General features: G+C 64.9%; 13 protein-coding genes and 3 rRNA genes. All 16 read right to left on the bottom strand.

The annotated features are described in order from the left end of the window. Nucleotides 1-62 precede the first annotated feature (62 nt). On the bottom strand, nucleotides 63-1,400 hold the full coding sequence (locus ASC55_RS00080; RefSeq protein ID WP_082524181.1) for an ABC transporter permease: 1,338 nt from the start codon (nucleotides 1,398-1,400) through the stop codon (nucleotides 63-65). After that, on the bottom strand, nucleotides 1,397-2,077 hold the full coding sequence (locus tag ASC55_RS00075; RefSeq protein ID WP_055872294.1) for an ABC transporter ATP-binding protein: 681 nt from the start codon (nucleotides 2,075-2,077) through the stop codon (nucleotides 1,397-1,399). The genes ASC55_RS00080 and ASC55_RS00075 overlap by 4 nt, the downstream gene beginning before the upstream one ends. After that, complete coding sequence (locus ASC55_RS00070; RefSeq protein ID WP_055872293.1) at nucleotides 2,074-3,717, bottom strand: hypothetical protein; 1,644 nt, start codon at nucleotides 3,715-3,717, stop codon at nucleotides 2,074-2,076. Before ASC55_RS00070 ends, ASC55_RS00075 begins: the two co-directional genes overlap by 4 nt. Further along, nucleotides 3,717-4,733 carry a hypothetical protein gene (locus ASC55_RS00065; RefSeq protein WP_055872292.1) on the bottom strand — a complete coding sequence of 339 codons (1,017 nt, stop codon included), beginning with the start codon at nucleotides 4,731-4,733 and terminating at the stop codon, nucleotides 3,717-3,719. The genes ASC55_RS00070 and ASC55_RS00065 overlap by 1 nt, the downstream gene beginning before the upstream one ends. A 152-nt stretch (nucleotides 4,734-4,885) precedes the next feature. Continuing rightward, nucleotides 4,886-5,788, bottom strand: coding sequence for a site-specific tyrosine recombinase XerD (gene xerD / locus ASC55_RS00060; protein WP_055872291.1), 903 nt, complete (start codon nucleotides 5,786-5,788; stop codon nucleotides 4,886-4,888). 2 nt (nucleotides 5,789-5,790) lie between these two features. Then, nucleotides 5,791-6,372 carry an NUDIX domain-containing protein gene (locus tag ASC55_RS00055; RefSeq protein WP_055867133.1) on the bottom strand — a complete coding sequence of 194 codons (582 nt, stop codon included), beginning with the start codon at nucleotides 6,370-6,372 and terminating at the stop codon, nucleotides 5,791-5,793. Next, nucleotides 6,365-8,059: a CTP synthase gene (locus tag ASC55_RS00050; protein ID WP_055872290.1), complete on the bottom strand. Its 1,695-nt coding sequence runs from the start codon at nucleotides 8,057-8,059 to the stop codon at nucleotides 6,365-6,367. Before ASC55_RS00050 ends, ASC55_RS00055 begins: the two co-directional genes overlap by 8 nt. 17 nt (nucleotides 8,060-8,076) lie before the next feature. Beyond that, entirely contained in the window at nucleotides 8,077-9,768 is a 1,692-nt protein-coding gene (recN, locus tag ASC55_RS00045) for a DNA repair protein RecN (protein WP_055872289.1), read from the bottom strand. A gap of 13 nt (nucleotides 9,769-9,781) precedes the next feature. After that, nucleotides 9,782-10,702, bottom strand: coding sequence for an NAD kinase (locus ASC55_RS00040; RefSeq protein ID WP_055867128.1), 921 nt, complete (start codon nucleotides 10,700-10,702; stop codon nucleotides 9,782-9,784). After that, on the bottom strand, nucleotides 10,699-11,496 hold the full coding sequence (locus ASC55_RS00035; RefSeq protein WP_055867122.1) for a TlyA family RNA methyltransferase: 798 nt from the start codon (nucleotides 11,494-11,496) through the stop codon (nucleotides 10,699-10,701). Before ASC55_RS00035 ends, ASC55_RS00040 begins: the two co-directional genes overlap by 4 nt. Beyond that, nucleotides 11,493-11,669 (bottom strand): hypothetical protein, encoded by a 177-nt coding sequence (locus ASC55_RS17595; RefSeq protein WP_200935118.1) that lies wholly within the window; start codon nucleotides 11,667-11,669, stop codon nucleotides 11,493-11,495. The genes ASC55_RS00035 and ASC55_RS17595 overlap by 4 nt, the downstream gene beginning before the upstream one ends. 52 nt (nucleotides 11,670-11,721) lie before the next feature. After that, nucleotides 11,722-12,759 carry an HAD-IIA family hydrolase gene (locus ASC55_RS00030; protein WP_055872288.1) on the bottom strand — a complete coding sequence of 346 codons (1,038 nt, stop codon included), beginning with the start codon at nucleotides 12,757-12,759 and terminating at the stop codon, nucleotides 11,722-11,724. Next, entirely contained in the window at nucleotides 12,759-14,651 is a 1,893-nt protein-coding gene (locus ASC55_RS17670; RefSeq protein ID WP_235563058.1) for a primosomal protein, read from the bottom strand. The genes ASC55_RS00030 and ASC55_RS17670 overlap by 1 nt, the downstream gene beginning before the upstream one ends. Before the next feature lie 171 nt (nucleotides 14,652-14,822). Next, nucleotides 14,823-14,939, bottom strand: a 5S ribosomal RNA gene (gene rrf, locus ASC55_RS00015). A gap of 108 nt (nucleotides 14,940-15,047) precedes the next feature. After that, nucleotides 15,048-18,152 (bottom strand): 23S ribosomal RNA (locus ASC55_RS00010). A gap of 420 nt (nucleotides 18,153-18,572) precedes the next feature. Continuing rightward, nucleotides 18,573-20,096 (bottom strand): 16S ribosomal RNA (locus ASC55_RS00005). The 16S, 23S and 5S rRNA genes sit together here, the layout of an rRNA operon. Nucleotides 20,097-20,357 lie beyond the last annotated feature (261 nt).

Below are 20,357 nucleotides of genomic sequence, written 5' to 3'. Positions count from 1 at the left end.
TTCTCAGCCACCCGTTCTCCTGCTCCTTCGTGCTTGGTCGATTGTACCGGCCGGGCCCCCTCTCACACGCCGCGCAACGCGGCGACCGGCTCGATGCGGGCTGCACGACGTGCCGGGTACCATCCGGACGCCCATCCGACCAGCGCACCCAGGAGGGTCCCGGCGACGGCGACCAGAGGATCGGTCACGGGCGACCACCCCTGCACCGCCGCGACGGCGATCACCGCGACCACGCCGAGTGCCGACCCGATGATGCCGCCGATGAACCCGATGACGATGGACTCCACCATGAACTGCGCGCCGATCTGTCGCCGGGTCGCGCCGAGCGCACGCCGCAGCCCGATCTCGCCGATGCGCTCCATCACCGAGAGCAGGGTGACGTTGGCGATGCCGAGACCGCCGGCGAGCAGAGCGATGACGCCCAGGATGAGGAACACGACGTTCACGTCGGCCTGCACGTTCTGGCTGAGGTCGGACGATGCCGCCGGTGACCGCGCCTCGAGCGAGTCGGGGTCGTCGGGCTGGAGGGCCAGCACCGCCTGCTTCGCGACCTGCGGCCCCGCCCCCAGCGCGATGTGGATCGTCAGCTCGGAGGGCGCGGTCAGTCCGAAGTCGGCACGAGCGGACCTTTGAGGGATGATGACCCCGTCCACGAACTCGGAACGGCGATCCATGCCCTCGATGATGCCGATGACGGAATATGAGACACCTGCGATGAAGATCGAGGGCTGCGAATCGACGCGATTGATCCCCATCCGCTCGGCCGCGCGCTGTCCCAGAACCGCGACGCGGTCGCCACGGGCGTCGTGTCCGTCATCGAAGAAGCGACCGGTCACGAGGTCGCCGTCCACCGTCTCCGGAAGGTCCTGCGTGGTGGCGAAGAGCTTCGGGGATGCCGTGATCGGTGCCGAGGGATCGTTCACCGGCACTGCCGTGATCGTCTCGCCGTCCGCGAGCTCGACCGGGGCGATCAGTGCGGCGCTGTCCACACCGGCCAACAGCTTCACGCGCTCGGGAGAGTCCCACGGCAGCCGCCCGGTCGCGACCGTCGTGTTCCCCTTGCCCGATTGCGCCTTGGCCGGGGTGACGACCACCTGCGTCGCAGCGACGCCGTCGAACTGCCTCGCGATCTGCGCGGCGGCGGTCTGCGCGAATCCGAGCGTCGCGACCAGCGAAGCGATACCGAGGACCGTGCCGAGGATGGTCATGACGAGCCGTGCCGGACGCGAGCCGATGTCGGCCGTGGCCTCGGCTACGAGGTCCTGAAACGTGAACCGATCGGCATGCTTCACCGCCGGGAGCAGCGCGGCCGCCGAGTTCTTCGGCTCCACGACCTCATCGCCGGGGTTCTCGGCGCTCGTTTCCTCGACGTTCCTGCGACGCCGCAGCACGCGTTTCACAGTTCCGTCAATCGGCCGTCGGCGATGCGTATGCTGCGGCCGGCACGCCGTGCCACCGCATCGTCGTGGGTGATGACGATGAGCGTGAGCCCATCGGCGTTCAGCTCTTCGAACAGCTCCATCACCTCGCCCGAGGTGCGCTGGTCGAGGTTTCCCGTCGGCTCGTCCGCGAGCAGCAGCTGCGGGCTGCTGACGACCGCCCGCGCCACGGCGACGCGCTGGCGCTCACCGCCCGAGAGCGAGTTGGGGAAGAAGTCGATGCGGTGTCCGAGGCCCACGCGGGTCAACGCCGCCCGCGCACGGGCCTCGCGCTCCTGTCGCGGCACGCCGCTGTACAGCATGGGCATCAGCACGTTGTCGATCACGCTGCGCCGCGGGAGCAGGTGGAAAGACTGGAACACGAAGCCGATGAACCGCGCGCGCACCGCCGCCCGCTCGTCCTCGGTGAGGTCACCGGTGAGCGAGCCCGCAAGCCGGTACTCCCCCACACTCGGACGATCGAGGAGGCCGAGAAGGTTGAGCATGGTCGATTTGCCCGATCCACTGGGTCCGACGATGGAGATGTAGTCTCCCGCTTCCACGGTGAGCGTCGCGGCCTTGAGCGCCTGCACCTCGGGCGGGCCGGGGAACGAGCGCGTGACATCGCGGAACTCGACGAGCGGAGGTGCAGGCGTCACCGCCCGACCACCACCAGGTCGTTCTCCTCGAGCCCGCCATCGACGGCCGTCACCTCGACAGCGCCCTTCGCGGCGAGTCCTGTCTCGACGACGACGAGCCTCGTCTTCGCATCCTTGCCCTCACGGGGATCGGACTCGACGACCTCCACACGGGATTCGCCGCCCGGCCCGGCAGTGAGTGCGGCGAGAGGAACGGAAAGCACGTCTCCGTCTGTCGCGCCGATCGCGAGCTTCACCCGCACGTTCTTCCCCTGCAGCTGCGTGATCTGCTCGGGCGTGAGCGGATCGGGATCGAGGAGCACCTCCCATCGCGCCTTATTGTCCTTGCCCGCTTTCAGCTCCGTGATCACGGCACGATGCGCCGTCCCGTCTGGGAGTTCGAACGACCCTTCCGCTCCCGCGCTGAGAAGGGCGGCGTCCGCCTCGGCTGCGGCACCGGTCAGACGCACCGTCGCTCCCGAGACGGTCATGGCCGAGCCCGACAGCACCGATCCGCGCTCGACGCCGACCGCGTCCACCCGGCGCGGGAGCTCAGTGAGGTAGAGCACCTCGCTCGCCGGCAGGTAGGGAAGCGCCTTCTGACGAGCCTCTTCGAGAGCCTGATTGGCAGAGGTCACCTGAGCGCGAGCCGAGTCGAGTGCCGAGCGCTGGGCGCTGGTGTCCCTGCCCTTGCGGAGCTCGTCTCGTTCGAGCTGGGCGGTCTGCAGATCCCATTGCGCCTGTTGCACGTCTCCATCGCCGCCCTGTGCCTTGGCGAGAGCCTGCTGGGCCGCGGCGACCTTCACATCGGCCTGCCAGGTCTCGACGGCGCTGGGCCCGGCTCCTGCCTCGTTCAGCGCCTTCTGGGCCTCCGTGACTCCGGTCTGCGCCGCGCGGACCCCCTCCTCGGCGGCCCGCACGCCGTCGGACGCGCCGTCCTCGGGCGAGGGCACGGGATATCCCGCCTGCGCGTACAGCTGGGCGACCGCATCAGCCGTGGCCCGATCGAACACGTTCGAGTTCACGTCGCCGACGCCGATCCCGACGCTCGTGAGTGCCTGCTTCAGCTGGAGCACGTCCGGGCCGGAGACCCCGAACCGCAGCGTGCGGTACGAGGGGAGCTCACCCGGAAGCACGATGACCGGCCTCCCGACCACCTCGAGGGCGATCGAGAGCGGGGTGAGAGTGGCTCCGACCTCAGGGACCTGACCTGTGACGACCGCCGCGCCGGAGAACGCCGACGTGTCGAGCTTCACCTCGACCGCGTCCGCGTATCCGACATCCGCACGCAGCGTCACGTCGTTGCTGAGCGGGCCGAAATCGACCGGTGCCGTGACGAGGCCGGGTTCGGGTGCATCGGCGCTGGAGGCGTCCGGCGACATCAGGAAGCGGCCGACGAGCAGCCCCGCGACCAGGCACACCACGGCGATGAGCGCCACGATCCAGAGTGCACGATTCCCCCGCAGCACCCGGCCCCACCCGCTCACGCGAGAGGTGTCCGCCTCCGTCGCCTTCTCCTCGGCATCGGGATCAGGCTCGGTGCCGTCGATGAGTTCGGAGAACGCCGTCGTCTCCGCCGTGGATGCGGCCGTGGATTCGGGTTCGGATTCAGGCGTGGAATCGGTGGGGAGCTTCGTGGTCGGGGTATCGTCCTCGCGCATCACTTGCTCTGCTCTGCAGCGGCCTTGAACGCCTCGAGCTCCGTCTTGTTCTCGGCGATGAACTTCTCCTCGAGCGCGAACTGGATCTCCAGGGACTTCGTCGCGAAGGAAGTCTTCTCACGGCAGTCGAGATCGATGAGGGCCAGCTTCAGCTCCCGCTCCCCGAGCGCCTTCATCTCCGGGCTCTTGCTCGGGTCCTCGAAATCGGCAGCTTCGGTGTCGACCGGCTCCGAGCCGTCGCCGTAGGCCGTCTCATAGATCTTGTTCTGCTCCTCCATGATCGACTCCGCCGCCTCGGCCTGCTTGGTGAAGCCGGGCTCACCCTTGTCTGCCATGCACGACGCCCACTCCGCGTTGAGGTCGGCCAGCTCCGGGGACTCCTGCGACGCCGTCGTCAGCTCCTCCATCTTCGTGCGGAGGGCACTGAACTCCTCGGACTGCGTGATGTCGTCGCCCTGGACCTCATGCTGCGCCCAGCCCTGGCAGCCGGCGTCCTCCCAGCTGTACTCGTAGCTGCCGTCCTCGGCCATCTCGTCCTCCGCCGGGCTCGGGCCGTAGAGCGTCTCATAGAACGCGGTCTGCTCCGACTCCGAGAGCGAGGAGACGTAGTCGGCGTTGGGGTCGGAGTTCTCCTCCTCGGACGGGTTCTCCTCGACCTGCTCCGCGAACGGGCTGTTGACGTACCCGTAGCCGTACTTCTCGACCCACTCCCGCTTCTCGGGCTCCCACTCGCCGCCATCCGAGATGACGGTGCCGTTGCTGGCGTTCGGTGTGTACTCGAACCCTTCGTCGGCCATGCACTGCGCGACCAGTTCCTCGACCTGGGCCTGCTCCTTCTCCATCTTCTTCTGCTGCTCCTCCTGCGAGAGGTCTCCGCCCCACGCCGCAGAGAGGTACTGGCTCAGCGGCGAGTCCTCGTAGCTGAGCTTGTCGTCGGAGGACGCGCCTCCGCAGCCCGTGAGGATGAACACCATGGCGGACGCCGCGAGCGCGGCGAGAGGAACGGTGGAACGCATGCGAAAGACTCCTTTGTACGACCGAAGATGGCCGGAGCCCTCCACGCTAAATCGTCAGACGCGGGCCCCGCATCCACCTGAGGGATGATAAATCACGCGTCGTGAAGAATCGGGGCGATATCCCTGGCGCGTCCGATAACGGACCTCTCCCCTCAGCGCGCGCGGGGATGCGAGGTCGCGTAGATGTCGCGGAGGGCGTCGACCGAGACGTGCGTGTAGATCTGCGTGGTCGCGACGGAGGAATGGCCGAGCAGCTCCTGCACCACGCGCACGTCGGCACCTCCCTGCAGGAGGTGCGTCGCGAACGAATGCCGCAGGGTGTGCGGCGAGACGTCAGTGGTGATCTGGGCGCGCTCGGCGGCGGCCCGGATGACCAGCCACGCGCTCTGGCGGGAAAGCGGGGCTCCACGAGCACCGAGGAAGAGTCGGGCCGATGCCCGTCCCTTCATGGCGAGCCCCGGGCGCACGCGCGTCAGATAGGCGTCCACGGCGGTGCGCGCGTAAGACCCCAGGGGCACGATGCGTTCCTTCGACCCTTTGCCCCTCAGCCGCAGGACGTCGCCGTGAGCCAGATCGTCCACATCGAGGTCGATCGCCTCCGACACGCGCGCGCCGGTCGCGTAGAGGAGTTCGAGCAGAGCACGATCACGGATGCCGAGAGGTTCTTCGCCTGAGGGCGCCGAGAGCAGGCGCTCGACCTGTTCTATGGTCAGCGCCTTGGGAAGCCGTTGCGGCGCCTTCGGCGGACGGAGACGGGCGCTCGGGTCATCGACCTCGATGCCCTCCCGCGCCAGGAAGCGATGCCACCCTCGCACCGAGGACTGCAGTCTGGCCAGGCTCGTCGAGGCCGGGGGCGGCTCCGCCGAGGCCCGCTCACCGATGAACCGATCGATCACCGCGGGTGTCACCTCCGCGGTGTCGCCGATCCCCTCGGCGACCAGCCACTCACGGTATGTCCCGAGGTCACGTCGGTACGCCGCGATCGTGTGCGCGCTCAGTCCGCGCTCGACCGTGACATGACGCAGGTAGGCGTCGAGGGCGCGCTCGAGCAGCATCGTCAGCTCCGGTCGCGGAGCCTCTGTGCGGCTGCGAGCACACCGATCGCGAGGATGCCGTTGCGCATCCGCCCCTCGAGCACGGCGGAGACGGCCTCGGCCAGCGGCACCCACTCCACACGGATGTCCGCTTCCTCGTCTTCGCGATCGTGTGGCGATCCGGCCGATGCGACCCCGGTCGCGAGGAACAGGTGGATGATCTCGTCGTTCCCGCCGGGAGTCGTCCATGAGGAGACCAGCGGCTCCCAGTGCGCGGCGACCAGGTCGGCCTCCTCGGCGAGCTCGCGTCGGGCGGCAGCGAGAGGCTCCTCCCCCTCCACGTCGAGCAGCCCGGCCGGAAGCTCCCAGTCACGGTGCCGGATCGGATGGCGATACTGCTGGATCAGCAGCACGCGCCCCTCGTCGTCGAGCGCGACGATCGCCACCGCGCCGGTGTGATCGACGTACTGCCGAACGATCTCGCCCTCGCCGTAGCGCACGCGGTCGGAGCGCACGTCCCAGACGCTGCCCCGGTAGACGAGGTCGCTGTGGAGAACCTCCGGCTCGAAGGGCTCGTCCCGGAGGTTCTCCGTCGACTCAGTCATCCGCGCTGACGTCGAACAGCTCGCTTGCACGGTGCCGCTCGATCGCCGCGCCGACCAGGCCGCGGAACAGCGGGTGCGGGGCGGTCGGACGCGAACGCAGCTCGGGGTGCGCCTGGGTGGCGATGTAGTACGGGTGCACGTCGCGCGGCAGCTCGACGTACTCGACCAGGTCGAGCTCAGGGTTGAGGCCTGAGAACACCAGTCCTGCTGCCGAGAGACGGTCACGGTAGGCGTTGTTCACCTCGTAGCGGTGACGGTGGCGCTCGGATGCCTCGGGCGCGCCGTAGAGGTCACGGGCGAGCGATCCCTCGGCGAGTGCGGCCTGGTACAGACCGAGGCGCATGGTGCCACCCAGGTCGCCGCCGTCGAGGATGTCGACCTGCTCGGCCATCGTCGCGATGACGGGCTCTGCGGTGTCCGGGTCGAACTCGCTCGACGAGGCACCGACGATTCCCGCCACGTCACGGGCGTACTCGATGACCATGCACTGCAGTCCGAGGCAGAGGCCGAGCGTCGGGATGCCCTGCTCGCGCGCGAACTTCAGCGCGCCGAGCTTGCCTTCGATGCCGCGGATACCGAATCCGCCGGGCACGCAGATGCCGTCGAGCTCGGCCAGCTGCTCCTGGGCGCCTTCCGGCGTCTCGCAGAGGTCGGACGGAATCCAGCGGATGTTGACCTTGGTCTCCTGCGCGAAGCCGCCGGCCTTGAGCGCCTCGGTCACCGAGAGGTAGGCGTCCGGCAGATCGATGTACTTGCCGACCAGACCGATCGTCACCTCGTGCTTGGGGTTGTGCACCGCGTGCAGCACCTTGTTCCAGCGGGTCCAGTCGACATCGGCCGCCTTCTGGTCCAGACCCAGGCGGCGCACGATGTACGAGTCGAGACCCTGGTCGTTCAGCGTCGAGGGGATGTCGTAGATGCTCGGCAGATCGACGGTGTTGATGACACCCTCGACGTCGACGTCGCACATCAGCGCGATCTTGTTGCGGTTGCTCACGCTCACCGGACGGTCGCTGCGCAGCACCAGCGCATCCGGCTGGATGCCGACCTGGCGGAGGGCTGCGACCGAGTGCTGGGTCGGCTTGGTCTTCTGCTCCCCCGATGCGCCCATGAACGGCACGAGCGACACGTGCACGAAGAAGACGCTGTCGCGTCCGAGCTCGTGGCGCAGCTGGCGGGCGGACTCGAGGAACGGCTGGGACTCGATGTCGCCGACGGTGCCGCCGACCTCGGTGATGATCACGTCGGGGCGCGGCTCCTCAGAGGCCTGCAGCCGCATGCGGCGCTTGATCTCGTCGGTGATGTGCGGGATGACCTGCACGGTGTCGCCGAGGTACTCGCCGCGGCGCTCGCGCGCGATGACCTGCGAGTAGATCTGACCGGTGGTGACGTTGGCCGCCTCGGACAGGTTGATGTCGAGGAAGCGCTCGTAGTGTCCGATGTCGAGATCGGTCTCGGCCCCGTCATCCGTCACGAAAACCTCGCCGTGCTGGAAGGGGTTCATCGTGCCCGGATCGACGTTCAGGTACGGGTCGAGCTTCTGCATCACGACGCGCAGACCGCGAGCAGTGAGGAGGTTGCCGAGGCTGGCAGCCGTCAGTCCCTTACCCAAAGACGAAACGACACCACCAGTCACGAAGATGTGCTTGGTCGTGTCGTTCTTGGGTCCCGCAGAAGAAGAGTTCATCACGGGCTTCGATCCTATCAGGCAGTGGGGACGCGGAGGCTGAGAAGTTCGCGGGCATGGGTCAGAGCGGCATCGGAATCGGCGAGTCCCGACAGCAGACGCGCCATCTCGGCTTCCCGCTCCTCCCCCTCCAGACGCCGCACACTGGAGGCCGTGACCGCGCCGTCATTGGCTTTGACGACCGAGAGATGGTTGTTCGCGAAGGCAGCGACCTGTGCGAGATGCGTCACCGCGATGACCTGCGACTTCTCGGCGAGCCGGGCGAGTCGCCGCCCGACTTCGATAGCCGCCGCTCCGCCGATGCCCGCATCGACCTCGTCGAAGACGAAAGTCGGAACCGGGTCCGTCGCGGCGATCACCACTTCGATGGCCAGCATCACGCGCGAGAGCTCGCCACCGGACGCACCTTTCGAGACGGAGCGCGGCTCCGCACCGGGGTGAGGAGCGAGGAGGATCGCGACATCGTCGCGACCGTGCGCGCTCTCCGCTCCTTCGGAGACCACGACCTCCAGGCGCGCGTCCGGCATCGCGAGTGCGTGCAGCTCTTCGGTCACGGCCGCACCGAGCCGGGACGCGGCCTCGGTGCGCGCTGCCGTCAGGGCGTCGGCGTGTGCGTCGAGCTCGCTCCGCGCCGCATCCCGCTCGGCGATGAGGCGTTCGATGCGATCTCCGTCGTCATCGAGCTCGGCCAATCGAGCGGATCCGGTCTGCCAGAGGGCCAGGGCTTCGTCGAGAGATCCGTGCGCACGGATCAGGGTGCCGAGGGCGGCACGGCGTTCCTCGACGGCGGCGAGCTCATGCGGACCGGTCTCATCGAGGTCTGCGAGATAGGCGGAGAGGAGGCCGGCGGTGTCGGCGATCCGGTAGCCGATGTCGGCGAGGTTCTCCCCGATCGCGGTCAGCTGGGCATCGGACGCCCTCTCCAGCACGCGACGCGCCTCAGCGACGAGTGCCGAGGCATCGGGCTCGCCCTCTTCGTTCGAGAGCGCGCCGTGGGCGAGGGAGGCCGCGAGACGCAGCTCTTCGGCATTGGCGAGACGCTCCGCGCGCGCAGTGAGCTCCTCGTCCTCCCCCGGCTCGGGCGCCGTCGCCTCGATGAGGGCGATGGCCTCCCGAAGACGCGCGGCCTCTTCGGCTCGACGGTCCCGGTTCTCGGTGATCTCCGTGATCTCGCTGTCGAGGGTCCGCCAGCGTGCGAAGGCCTGGGCGTAACGGTCCACGGCGTCCGTGATCGGAGAGCCGCCGAAGCGGTCGAGGGCATCGCGTTGAGCCGCGGCCGAGCGCAGACGCAGCTGCTCGGACTGGCCATGGACGACGACGAGCTCTTCCGCGAGCGACGAGAGCACACCGGCGGGCGCGGCGCGTCCCCCCACGCTCGCACGGCTGCGACCCTCCGCGCTCAGCGTGCGCGACACGTAGAGCTCTGCGCTCCCGGCTCCGACGGGCTCGAGCTCGCCACCGGCATCGGCGACGATCTCCGCGACGCTGCCGGCGGCGGGGACGATCCAGACGCCGGCCACCGATGCCTGTGCTGCGCCGGCGCGCACCGCTCCGGAATCGGCACGCTGACCCAGCAGCAGTCCGAGGCCGGTGACGACCATGGTCTTGCCCGCCCCCGTCTCGCCGGTGATCGCGGTGAATCCGGGGCCGAGCGGCAACACGGCATCGGCGATGACGCCGAGTCCCTGCATCCGCATCTCCTCGATCATGACGTCTCCTCGATCACGACGATGCCCCCGGGGCTTGGCCACGCCATCCTTCGACGGGCAACTGGAACTTGCGCACGAGGCGATCGGTGAACGCCGTCGGATGCAGACGCGCGAGCCTCACCGGACGCGACGACCGACGCACCACGACGCGAGCGCCCGGCGGCAGATCGTGCGAGCGCCGGCCGTCGCACCACAGAATGCCCGAGCCGTCGGTGCGCTCGAGCATCTCGATCGCGACGGAGGCATCGGGACTGACGACGAGCGGCTTGGCGAACAGAGCGTGGGCGGACAACGGCACCACGGCGATCGCCTCGACGCTGGGCCAGATGACCGGGCCCCCGGCCGAGAAGTTGTAGGCGGTCGAGCCCGTGGGGGTGGACACGACCATGCCGTCGCAGCCGAAGCTCGACAGCGGTCGGCCGTCGATCTCGAGCACGACCTCGATCATCCGCTCTCGGCTCGCCTTCTCGACGGTGGCCTCGTTGAGGGCCCAGGTCTCGTAGACCACGGTGCCGTCGGCATCCTTCACACGCACCGACAGCGCGAGTCGCTCCTCGACCTCGTAGTCACGGTCGATGACACGACGCACGGCCTTGTCCATGTCGTCGCGATCGATCTCGGCGAGGAAGCCGACGTGCCCCATGTTGATGCCGAGCACCGGTGCACCGCTGTCTCGCACGAGTTCCGCCGCACGCAGGATCGTCCCGTCACCACCCAGAACGATGGCCAGTTCGAGGTCGGACGGGTCGACGGAGACGCCGAGCACCTCGGTCTCGGCGAAGAACGGGTCGACGGCGACGAGGGCCTCGTGATCATCGGCGGCGAGGACGGGCCGTGCGTCCGCGTCTCTCAGCGCATCGATCACCCGGCGGGCGGCCTCGACGGTGTCCACACGACCCGCGTGGGCGACGACCAGGATGCTGCGCTCGTTCATCGTCCTCCTGCCAGTCGGTTGATGCTGTCCAGCCATTCTGTCGGATTGCTTCCCCGGCCCGGCGCGAGATGCACGAGATACTCGGCGTTGCCGTGCGTTCCGAGGATCGGGGAGGGAAGGATGCCGAGCATTCCGAGCCCTGCGTCCCAGGCGCTCCAGACCGTTCGCGACACCGCATCCGCGCGCGTGGCGGGATCCGTGACCAGTCCCCCGCGGACGGCGGTGCGCCCGACCTCGAACTGGGGCTTCACGAGCAGCAGGATGTCGGATTCCGCTGTGCCCACGGCGGCGACGGCGGGGAGGACGAGTTCGAGGGAGATGAACGAGAGGTCTCCGACGATGAGGTCGGGCGCCTCAGCCTCTCCCGTGGCAGCAGTGAGGTTCTCACGAGTCATGTGGCGCACGTTGTAGCCCTCGACGGCCACCACTCCCGGGTCGGCGGCGATGGTCGGGGCGAGCTGCCCGTGCCCGACGTCGACGGCCAGAACTCTGCGTGCTCCGCGTTCCCGCAGCACCTGGGTGAAGCCCCCGGTGGATGCGCCCATGTCGAGCGCGAGACGCCCCTGGACCGGGATCGCGAAGCCGTCGAGACCGGCGATGAGCTTGTGGGCGGCGCGCCCGACGTAGTGGTCGGCCCCGGCGATCGTGATCTCCGCCGCGTCGTCGACAGCGGTGGACGCCTTCACGACGGGGCGGCCGTCCACGCTCACGAGCCCCTCGGAGATGAGGGTGGCCGCGTGGCTGCGCGAACGGGCGAGTCCTCGGGCGGCGAGGGCGGCGTCGAGTCGCGTCATCGGGATCCCGAAGTCTCCCGCTGCTCGAACTTCGCGCCGCTGTCGAGGCGACGTGAAAGCTCGTCGTGGAGGGCTGAGTACGCATCGGCTCGCGCCGGAAGCGGCTGGCCCTCGATCAGGCGCAGTCGACTCCACAGACCATCGGTCGGCGTGCTCGTCGTCTCATCGCTCACGGTTCTACTGTACGCGGCGCCTCCGACGCCGGAGGGAGCCACGCGAGCCGCCTCAGGGGCGATGGAACGGATCGTCGTACAGACGCTCGGGTACCCGCAGCACGAACACCGGGGTCCCGGATGCCCAGATGGCGGCGGCACCCGCACGCAGCAGATCGATCTGCTCGCCCGACTCCGCGACGATCTCGACATCCGCTCCCGAGACGCGCACGGCGGCACCGTTCACGTGGAACACACCGCCCTGCTCGATCACCTCGGGGTACGGGGCATGGAGCTCACGGAGGTCGCCGAGGATGTAGGTGGGACGCGAACCCTCCGGTGCAGCCAGCACATGCTTCGGACGATCGATGCCCGTGAGCACCAGCACCGAGTCGATACCGACACGACTCGCTCCCATGATGTCGGTGTCGAGGCGGTCCCCGATGAAGAGCGCCTTCTTCGCGCCGAAGCGCGCGAGGGCCTCACGGAAGATCGGCTCCTCCGGCTTCCCCGCGACCGTCGCGAGCCTGCCGATGGCCGTGTGCACGGCCGAGACGAGCGTCCCGTTGCCCGGCGCGACGCCGCGTTCGCGCGGAATCGTCCAGTCCGTGTTGGTGGCGATCCACGGGATGCCGCCTTCGTCCTCGGGAAGCTTGAGCGCGTATGCCGCCTCGGCGAGATCCGTCCATGCCACCTCGGGAGCGAACCCCTGCACGACAGCGCTCGGCGAGTCCTCGGCGCTTCGCGTGACCGTGTAGCCGGCCTTCTGCACCTCGTCGACCAGGCCGTCGCCGCCGATGACGAGGATCGTCGCCGGCGCGGGGACGATCTGCGCCATCAGTCGCATCGCGGCCTGCGGGCTGGTGACGACATCGGATGCCTGGGCACGCAGCCCGAGACTGCTCAGGTGCGCTGCGACCGAGGCGTCCGTGCGTGCCGCGTTGTTCGTGATGTAGCCGAGCCGGGCCGACTTCGCCGCCTCGTTGAGGCTGTCCACCGCGAACGGCAGCGCGCCAGGCCCTGCGTACACCACACCATCGAGATCAGCGAGAACCGTGTCGACCCCGTCGAGCGGAGTGCGCGGGGATCGCTTCCGAGAGAACAGCGCCACTACGCCTCCGGGTCCGAGTCTTCGTCCTCGTCTTCGCCGAGAAGCTCGCGCACCTCGTCTTCGACCGTCGGGTCCACTTCCGCAGACGCGTCGTCGTCGTCAGAGGCGCTCTCCTCTTCGACATCCGACTCTTCCTCAGCACCCTCAGGAGCGAGATCGTCAGAGGTCGCCGCGGCGACGCCCTGTGCGCCGTCCTCGTCGTCCGGGAACTCGCCTTCGATGAGGCTGTCTTCGATGAAGATCTCCTCGTCGCCGGCGTCATCGACGCCCAGCGCCTCGGCGGCCACCTCGGCGCGATGAGCCCAGAACTCCGCCTCGTCCGTGCGTCCGAGATCTTCGAGCACAGCGGCACGAGCGGCGAACAGAGCCGGGCTCCATTCGAATGCGCGATCGGGGTCGAGCTCGGGGATCTCGAGCTCGCCGAGTGCGAGTTCGAGATCGCCCTGGTCGAGGCGAGCGCCCGACATCGCGATCGCCAGCGCGACGCGGACAGGCGTGTCGAGCGCGGAGCGATCGACGGCTCGTCCGGTCTCGAGAGCACGGTCGGAACGACCGATGCCGCGCTCGCTGTCGACCATCAGAGCGATCTGATCGTCCTTGCCCGAGATGCGACGGTAGGTGCGCAGCTCGCGCAGAGCGAGGGCGAAGTCCTCCGTGGCATACGCGGTGATGCCGAGAGTCTCCCGGACGATCGCGATGCGGCCGGCACGTCGCGACGCAGCCAGCGCATGCTCGTGAGCCAGTGCGGGATCCTCGTCGATGAGGCGGGAGGCCATCGCCAGATGACGGGCGACGTGCTCGGCGTTCTCCTTGCTCAGAGTCTTGAGCTCGTTGCGAGCTGCCCCGTTGAGATCACGGGCCGTGACCTCATCGGGGATCTGCGGCTCATCGAACCGCGGACGCTCGTTGGCCGCCTGAGCCGGACGCTCCCTGCCCGCTCCCCCACGCTGCGGGAAAGACCGGGACTTGTCGCGGTCGCCGCCATCGCGGCGCGGGGCTGCACCGTCACGGTTGTAGCCGCCTTCGCGGCGCGGAGCTGCGCCGTCACGGTTGTAGCCACCTTCGCGACGGGGAGCTGCGCCGTCACGGGTGTAGCCACCTTCGCGACGGGGAGCTGCGCCGTCACGGTTGTAGCCACCGCCCTCGCGACGGGGAGCTGCGCCGTCACGGTTGTACCCGCCCTCGCGACGCGGAGCTGCACCATCACGGTTGTAGCCGCCCTCGCGGCGGGGAGCTGCACCGTCACGGTTGTAGCCGCCCTCGCGGCGGGGAGCACCACCRTCACGGTTGTARCCGCCCTCGCGGCGCGGGGCACCACCATCACGGTTGTAGCCGCCCTCGCGGCGCGGGGCACCACCATCACGGTTGTACCCGCCACCCTCGCGGCGCGGAGCTGCACCGTCACGGTTGTAGCCACCTTCGCGGCGGGGAGCTGCACCATCACGGTTGTACCCGCCGCCCTCGCGACGGGGAGCTGCACCATCACGGTTGTAGCCACCTTCGCGGCGCGGAGCACCACCATCACGGTTGTAGCCACCCTCGCGGCGCGGAGCACCACCATCACGGTTGTAGCCACCCTCGCGACGGGGAGCACCACCATCACGGTTGTAGCCACCTTCACGACGGGGAGCTGCGCCGTCCCGGTTGTAGCCACCCTCGCGACGGGGAGCTGCGCCGTCCCGGTTGTAGCCACCCTCGCGACGGGGAGCTGCACCGTCCCGGTTGTAGCCACCCTCACGGCGCGGAGCACCACCATCACGGTTGTACCCGCCACCCTCACGGCGCGGGGCTGCGGCGTCTCGGCTGTTGCCGGAGCGTCCGCCAGAAGCCCGGTTCCCGCGCGATCCACTGTCGTCGTTGCGACGCGGACGGCGCTCTTCCTCTTCTGGCATGATGCTCCCTGTTCTCTTCGTGTAAACGCAAAATGGCCACCCAACGATGGGTGGCCATTTTGACTAAAAGGAGTCCGGCGGTGTCCTACTCTCCCACAGGGTCCCCCCTGCAGTACGCGTGTAAACGCAAAATGGCCACCCAACGATGGGTGGCCATTTTGACTAAAAGGAGTCCGGCGGTGTCCTACTCTCCCACAGGGTCCCCCCTGCAGTACCATCGGCGCTGTGAGGCTTAGCTTCCGGGTTCGGAATGTAACCGGGCGTTTCCCTCACGCTATGGCCGCCGAAACACTATTGATGTTTCAATCAAACACATAACAAAGTCATTGTTGTTATGCGGTTCTCGACCGTACATCGAGAACCACTCAGTGGACGCGTAGCACCAACAAACGGTGTGTTATCAAGTCATCGGCTTATTAGTACCAGTCAGCTGCATGCATTACTGCACTTCCACATCTGGCCTATCAACCCAGTAGTCTGGCTGGGAGCCTCTCACCCGAAGGTATGGAAATCTCATCTTGAGGCCGGCTTCCCGCTTAGATGCTTTCAGCGGTTATCCATCCCGAACGTAGCTAATCAGCGGTGCTCCTGGCGGAACAACTGACACACCAGAGGTTCGTCCAACCCGGTCCTCTCGTACTAGGGTCAGATCCTCTCAAATTTCCTACGCGCGCAGCGGATAGGGACCGAACTGTCTCACGACGTTCTAAACCCAGCTCGCGTACCGCTTTAATGGGCGAACAGCCCAACCCTTGGGACCTACTCCAGCCCCAGGATGCGACGAGCCGACATCGAGGTGCCAAACCATGCCGTCGATATGGACTCTTGGGCAAGATCAGCCTGTTATCCCCGAGGTACCTTTTATCCGTTGAGCGACAGCGCTTCCACAAGCCACTGCCGGATCACTAGTCCCGACTTTCGTCCCTGCTCGACCTGTCAGTCTCACAGTCAAGCTCCCTTGTGCACTTACACTCGACACCTGATTGCCAACCAGGTTGAGGGAACCTTTGGGCGCCTCCGTTACTTTTTGGGAGGCAACCGCCCCAGTTAAACTACCCACCAGGCACTGTCCCTGAACCGGATTACGGTTCGAAGTTAGATATCCAGAGTGACCAGAGTGGTATTTCAACAATGACTCCACACGAACTAGCGTCCATGCTTCAAAGTCTCCCACCTATCCTACACAAGCCACACCGAACACCAATACCAAGCTGTAGTAAAGGTCACGGGGTCTTTCCGTCCTGCTGCGCGTAACGAGCATCTTTACTCGTAATGCAATTTCGCCGAGTTCGCGGTTGAGACAGTTGGGAAGTCGTTACGCCATTCGTGCAGGTCGGAACTTACCCGACAAGGAATTTCGCTACCTTAGGATGGTTATAGTTACCACCGCCGTTTACTGGGGCTTAAATTCTCAGCTTCGCCTTGCGGCTAACCGGTCCTCTTAACCTTCCAGCACCGGGCAGGCGTCAGTCCGTATACATCGTCTTGCGACTTGGCACGGACCTGTGTTTTTAGTAAACAGTCGCTACCCACTAGTCTCTGCGGCCTCCAAACGCTTTCGGGAGTAAATCCCTATACGCCGAAGGCCCCCCTTCTCCCGAAGTTACGGGGGCATTTTGCCGAGTTCCTTAACCACGATTCTCTCGATCTCCTTGGTATTCTCTACCTGACCACCTGAGTCGGTTTGGGGTACGGGCGGCTAGAACCTCGCGTCGATGCTTTTCTTGGCAGCATAGGATCACCCACTTTTTATCCGCATCGTGTCTCAGCCTATGTGAATCGCGGATTTGCCTACGACTCGGCCTACGCACTTGCACCAGGACAACCATCGCCTGGCTTGGGCTACCTTCCTGCGTCACACCTGTTAATACGCTAACCGCACCAGAATGGGGTCGTGCGCTAGGCCCAGAGCGTCACCCCGAAGGGATCAGTCACTGGGATTCAGACACTTAGCACTACTGGATTAGCTTGGGCGGTTCTTCGCCGGTACGGGAATATCAACCCGTTGTCCATCGACTACGCCTGTCGGCCTCGCCTTAGGTCCCGACTTACCCAGGGAAGATTAGCTTGACCCTGGAACCCTTGGTCTTTCGGAGGACGTGTTTCTCACACGTCATTCGCTACTCATGCCTGCATTCTCACTCGTGTAGCCTCCACGGCTGGTTTACACCGCCGCTTCGCTGGCCACACGACGCTCTCCTACCCATCAACACGGCTGGACCACGAAGGCCTACCAATAATGTCAATGCCACAACTTCGGTGGCGTGCTTGAGCCCCGTTACATTGTCGGCGCGGAATCACTTGACCAGTGAGCTATTACGCACTCTTTCAAGGGTGGCTGCTTCTAAGCCAACCTCCTGGTTGTCAAGGCAACTCCACATCCTTTCCCACTTAGCACGCGCTTTGGGACCTTAGTTGGTGGTCTGGGTTGTTTCCCTCTCGACTATGAAGCTTATCCCCCACAGTCTCACTGCTGCGCTCTCACTTACCGGCATTCGGAGTTTGGCTGACGTCAGTAACCTTGTAGGGCCCATCGGCCATCCAGTAGCTCTACCTCCGGCAAGAAACACGCAACGCTGCACCTAAATGCATTTCGGAGAGAACCAGCTATCACGAAGTTTGATTGGCCTTTCACCCCTATCCACAGCTCATCCCCTCAGTTTTCAACCTAAGTGGGTTCGGTCCTCCACGACGTCTTACCGTCGCTTCAACCTGGCCATGGATAGATCACTTCGCTTCGGGTCTAGGACATGCGACTGAATCGCCCTATTCAGACTCGCTTTCGCTACGGCTACCCCACACGGGTTAACCTCGCCACATATCGCTAACTCGCAGGCTCATTCTTCAAAAGGCACGCTGTCACCCCTACTAAGGAGGCTCCAACGGTTTGTAAGCAAACGGTTTCAGGTACTATTTCACTCCCCTCCCGGGGTACTTTTCACCTTTCCCTCACGGTACTTGTCCGCTATCGGTCATCTGGGAGTATTTAGGCTTATCAGGTGGTCCTGACAGATTCACACGGGATTTCACGGGCCCCGTGCTACTTGGGATACTCTTCGCGCCAAGAGAGGCATTTCGACTACGGGGTTGGCACCCTCTATGACCGGCCTTTCAAGACCGTTCGTCTATACCTTCTTGTAACGCCGCCATCTCGGCAGAGATGACTGAAAAGTCCCACAACCCCCAACGTGCAACGCCTGCCGGCTATCACACACGCTAGGTTTAGCCTGTTCCGGTTTCGCTCGCCACTACTAACGGAATCGCGGTTGCTTTCTCTTCCTGTGGGTACTGAGATGTTTCACTTCCCCACGTTCCCTCTACCCGCCCTATATATTCAGGCGGGAGTCACTAGGTCGGCACGCCGCCCAGCGGGGTTTCCCCATTCGGACACCCTCGGATCAAAACTTGCTTATCAGTTCCCCGAGGCTTATCGCAGATTGCTACGTCCTTCTTCGGCTCCAGATGCCAAGGCATCCACCGTTTGCTCTTAAAGACTTGAAATCACATGAGTTTGAATCAGAATCGACTCCAGACTCGAAAGCCTGGAATGAAATTGACTAATGATCTTTAAGATCATCTTGTGCAACCGATCCGAAGATCAGCTGCAAGATGCTCGCGTCCACTGTGTAGTTCTCAAAGTACGGGCGGTGCCCCTCATCGCTTCCCACCAAGGRGAAACAACGAAAGGCCCAGAGTAACCAAATGCTTCCAACCCGAAGGTCAAAGCGCATCCGGTCCCTCAGGACCCAACAGCGTGCAGGTGCGACATCCGCCACCCTCCCCGTTCCAACCACCGAAGTGGCGTACTRGAGAAGAACAACATCCTTCGCACCATGTCAAATGTTCCACCCATGAGCTCCCAGCGAAGAACRTATGCCTTCGATCTGGGTTCTGGACTCCGAAGAGTCAGATGCTCCTTAGAAAGGAGGTGATCCAGCCGCACCTTCCGGTACGGCTACCTTGTTACGACTTAGTCCTAATTACCGATCCCACCTTCGACGGCTCCCTCCACAAGGGTTAGGCCACCGGCTTCAGGTGTTACCGACTTTCATGACTTGACGGGCGGTGTGTACAAGACCCGGGAACGTATTCACCGCAGCGTTGCTGATCTGCGATTACTAGCGACTCCGACTTCATGAGGTCGAGTTGCAGACCTCAATCCGAACTGGGACCGGCTTTTTGGGATTCGCTCCACCTCGCGGTATTGCAGCCCTTTGTACCGGCCATTGTAGCATGCGTGAAGCCCAAGACATAAGGGGCATGATGATTTGACGTCATCCCCACCTTCCTCCGAGTTGACCCCGGCAGTATCCCATGAGTTCCCACCATTACGTGCTGGCAACATAGAACGAGGGTTGCGCTCGTTGCGGGACTTAACCCAACATCTCACGACACGAGCTGACGACAACCATGCACCACCTGTTTACGAGTGTCCAAAGAGTTGACCATTTCTGGCCCGTTCTCGTATATGTCAAGCCTTGGTAAGGTTCTTCGCGTTGCATCGAATTAATCCGCATGCTCCGCCGCTTGTGCGGGTCCCCGTCAATTCCTTTGAGTTTTAGCCTTGCGGCCGTACTCCCCAGGCGGGGAACTTAATGCGTTAGCTGCGTCACGGAATCCGTGGAATGGACCCCACAACTAGTTCCCAACGTTTACGGGGTGGACTACCAGGGTATCTAAGCCTGTTTGCTCCCCACCCTTTCGCTCCTCAGCGTCAGTTACGGCCCAGAGATCTGCCTTCGCCATCGGTGTTCCTCCTGATATCTGCGCATTCCACCGCTACACCAGGAATTCCAATCTCCCCTACCGCACTCTAGTCTGCCCGTACCCACTGCAGGCCGGAGGTTGAGCCTCCGGATTTCACAGCAGACGCGACAAACCGCCTACGAGCTCTTTACGCCCAATAATTCCGGATAACGCTTGCGCCCTACGTATTACCGCGGCTGCTGGCACGTAGTTAGCCGGCGCTTTTTCTGCAGGTACCGTCACTTTCGCTTCTTCCCTGCTAAAAGAGGTTTACAACCCGAAGGCCGTCGTCCCTCACGCGGCGTTGCTGCATCAGGCTTGCGCCCATTGTGCAATATTCCCCACTGCTGCCTCCCGTAGGAGTCTGGGCCGTGTCTCAGTCCCAGTGTGGCCGGTCACCCTCTCAGGCCGGCTACCCGTCGACGCCTTGGTGAGCCATTACCTCACCAACAAGCTGATAGGCCGCGAGCCCATCCCCAACCGAAATTCTTTCCAGACGCAGACCATGCGGTCACGTCACATATCCAGTATTAGACGCCGTTTCCAGCGCTTATCCCAGAGTCAGGGGCAGGTTGCTCACGTGTTACTCACCCGTTCGCCACTGATCCCACAGAGCAAGCTCCGTGTTCACCGTTCGACTTGCATGTGTTAAGCACGCCGCCAGCGTTCATCCTGAGCCAGGATCAAACTCTCCGTAAAAAAGAAATGCATACCCCACCGGGAAAACGGTGACGCAGCGAGTTTGATGCTGACCAAAGAGACAAATTCATTGCTGACTTCATCCATTGCCAACCCCCCGGAAGGRRTTGGTCTTTGATCCAAAGGAATTCTCAACTAGCCGAAGCTAGACGAGGATAATTTGGCATTTGACAAGTGCACGCTGTTGAGTTCTCAAGGATCGGATGCTCCCACGACCCAGCCATCACAGCCAGGCCCGAAGGGCAACTTCTCTATCTTACC

Source organism: Microbacterium sp. Root322 (assembly GCF_001425645.1).
GTDB classification, from domain to species: domain Bacteria; phylum Actinomycetota; class Actinomycetes; order Actinomycetales; family Microbacteriaceae; genus Microbacterium; species Microbacterium maritypicum.
The sequence above is the reverse complement of the archived record's forward strand: the minus strand, read 5'-3'. Positions and strand labels throughout refer to the sequence as shown.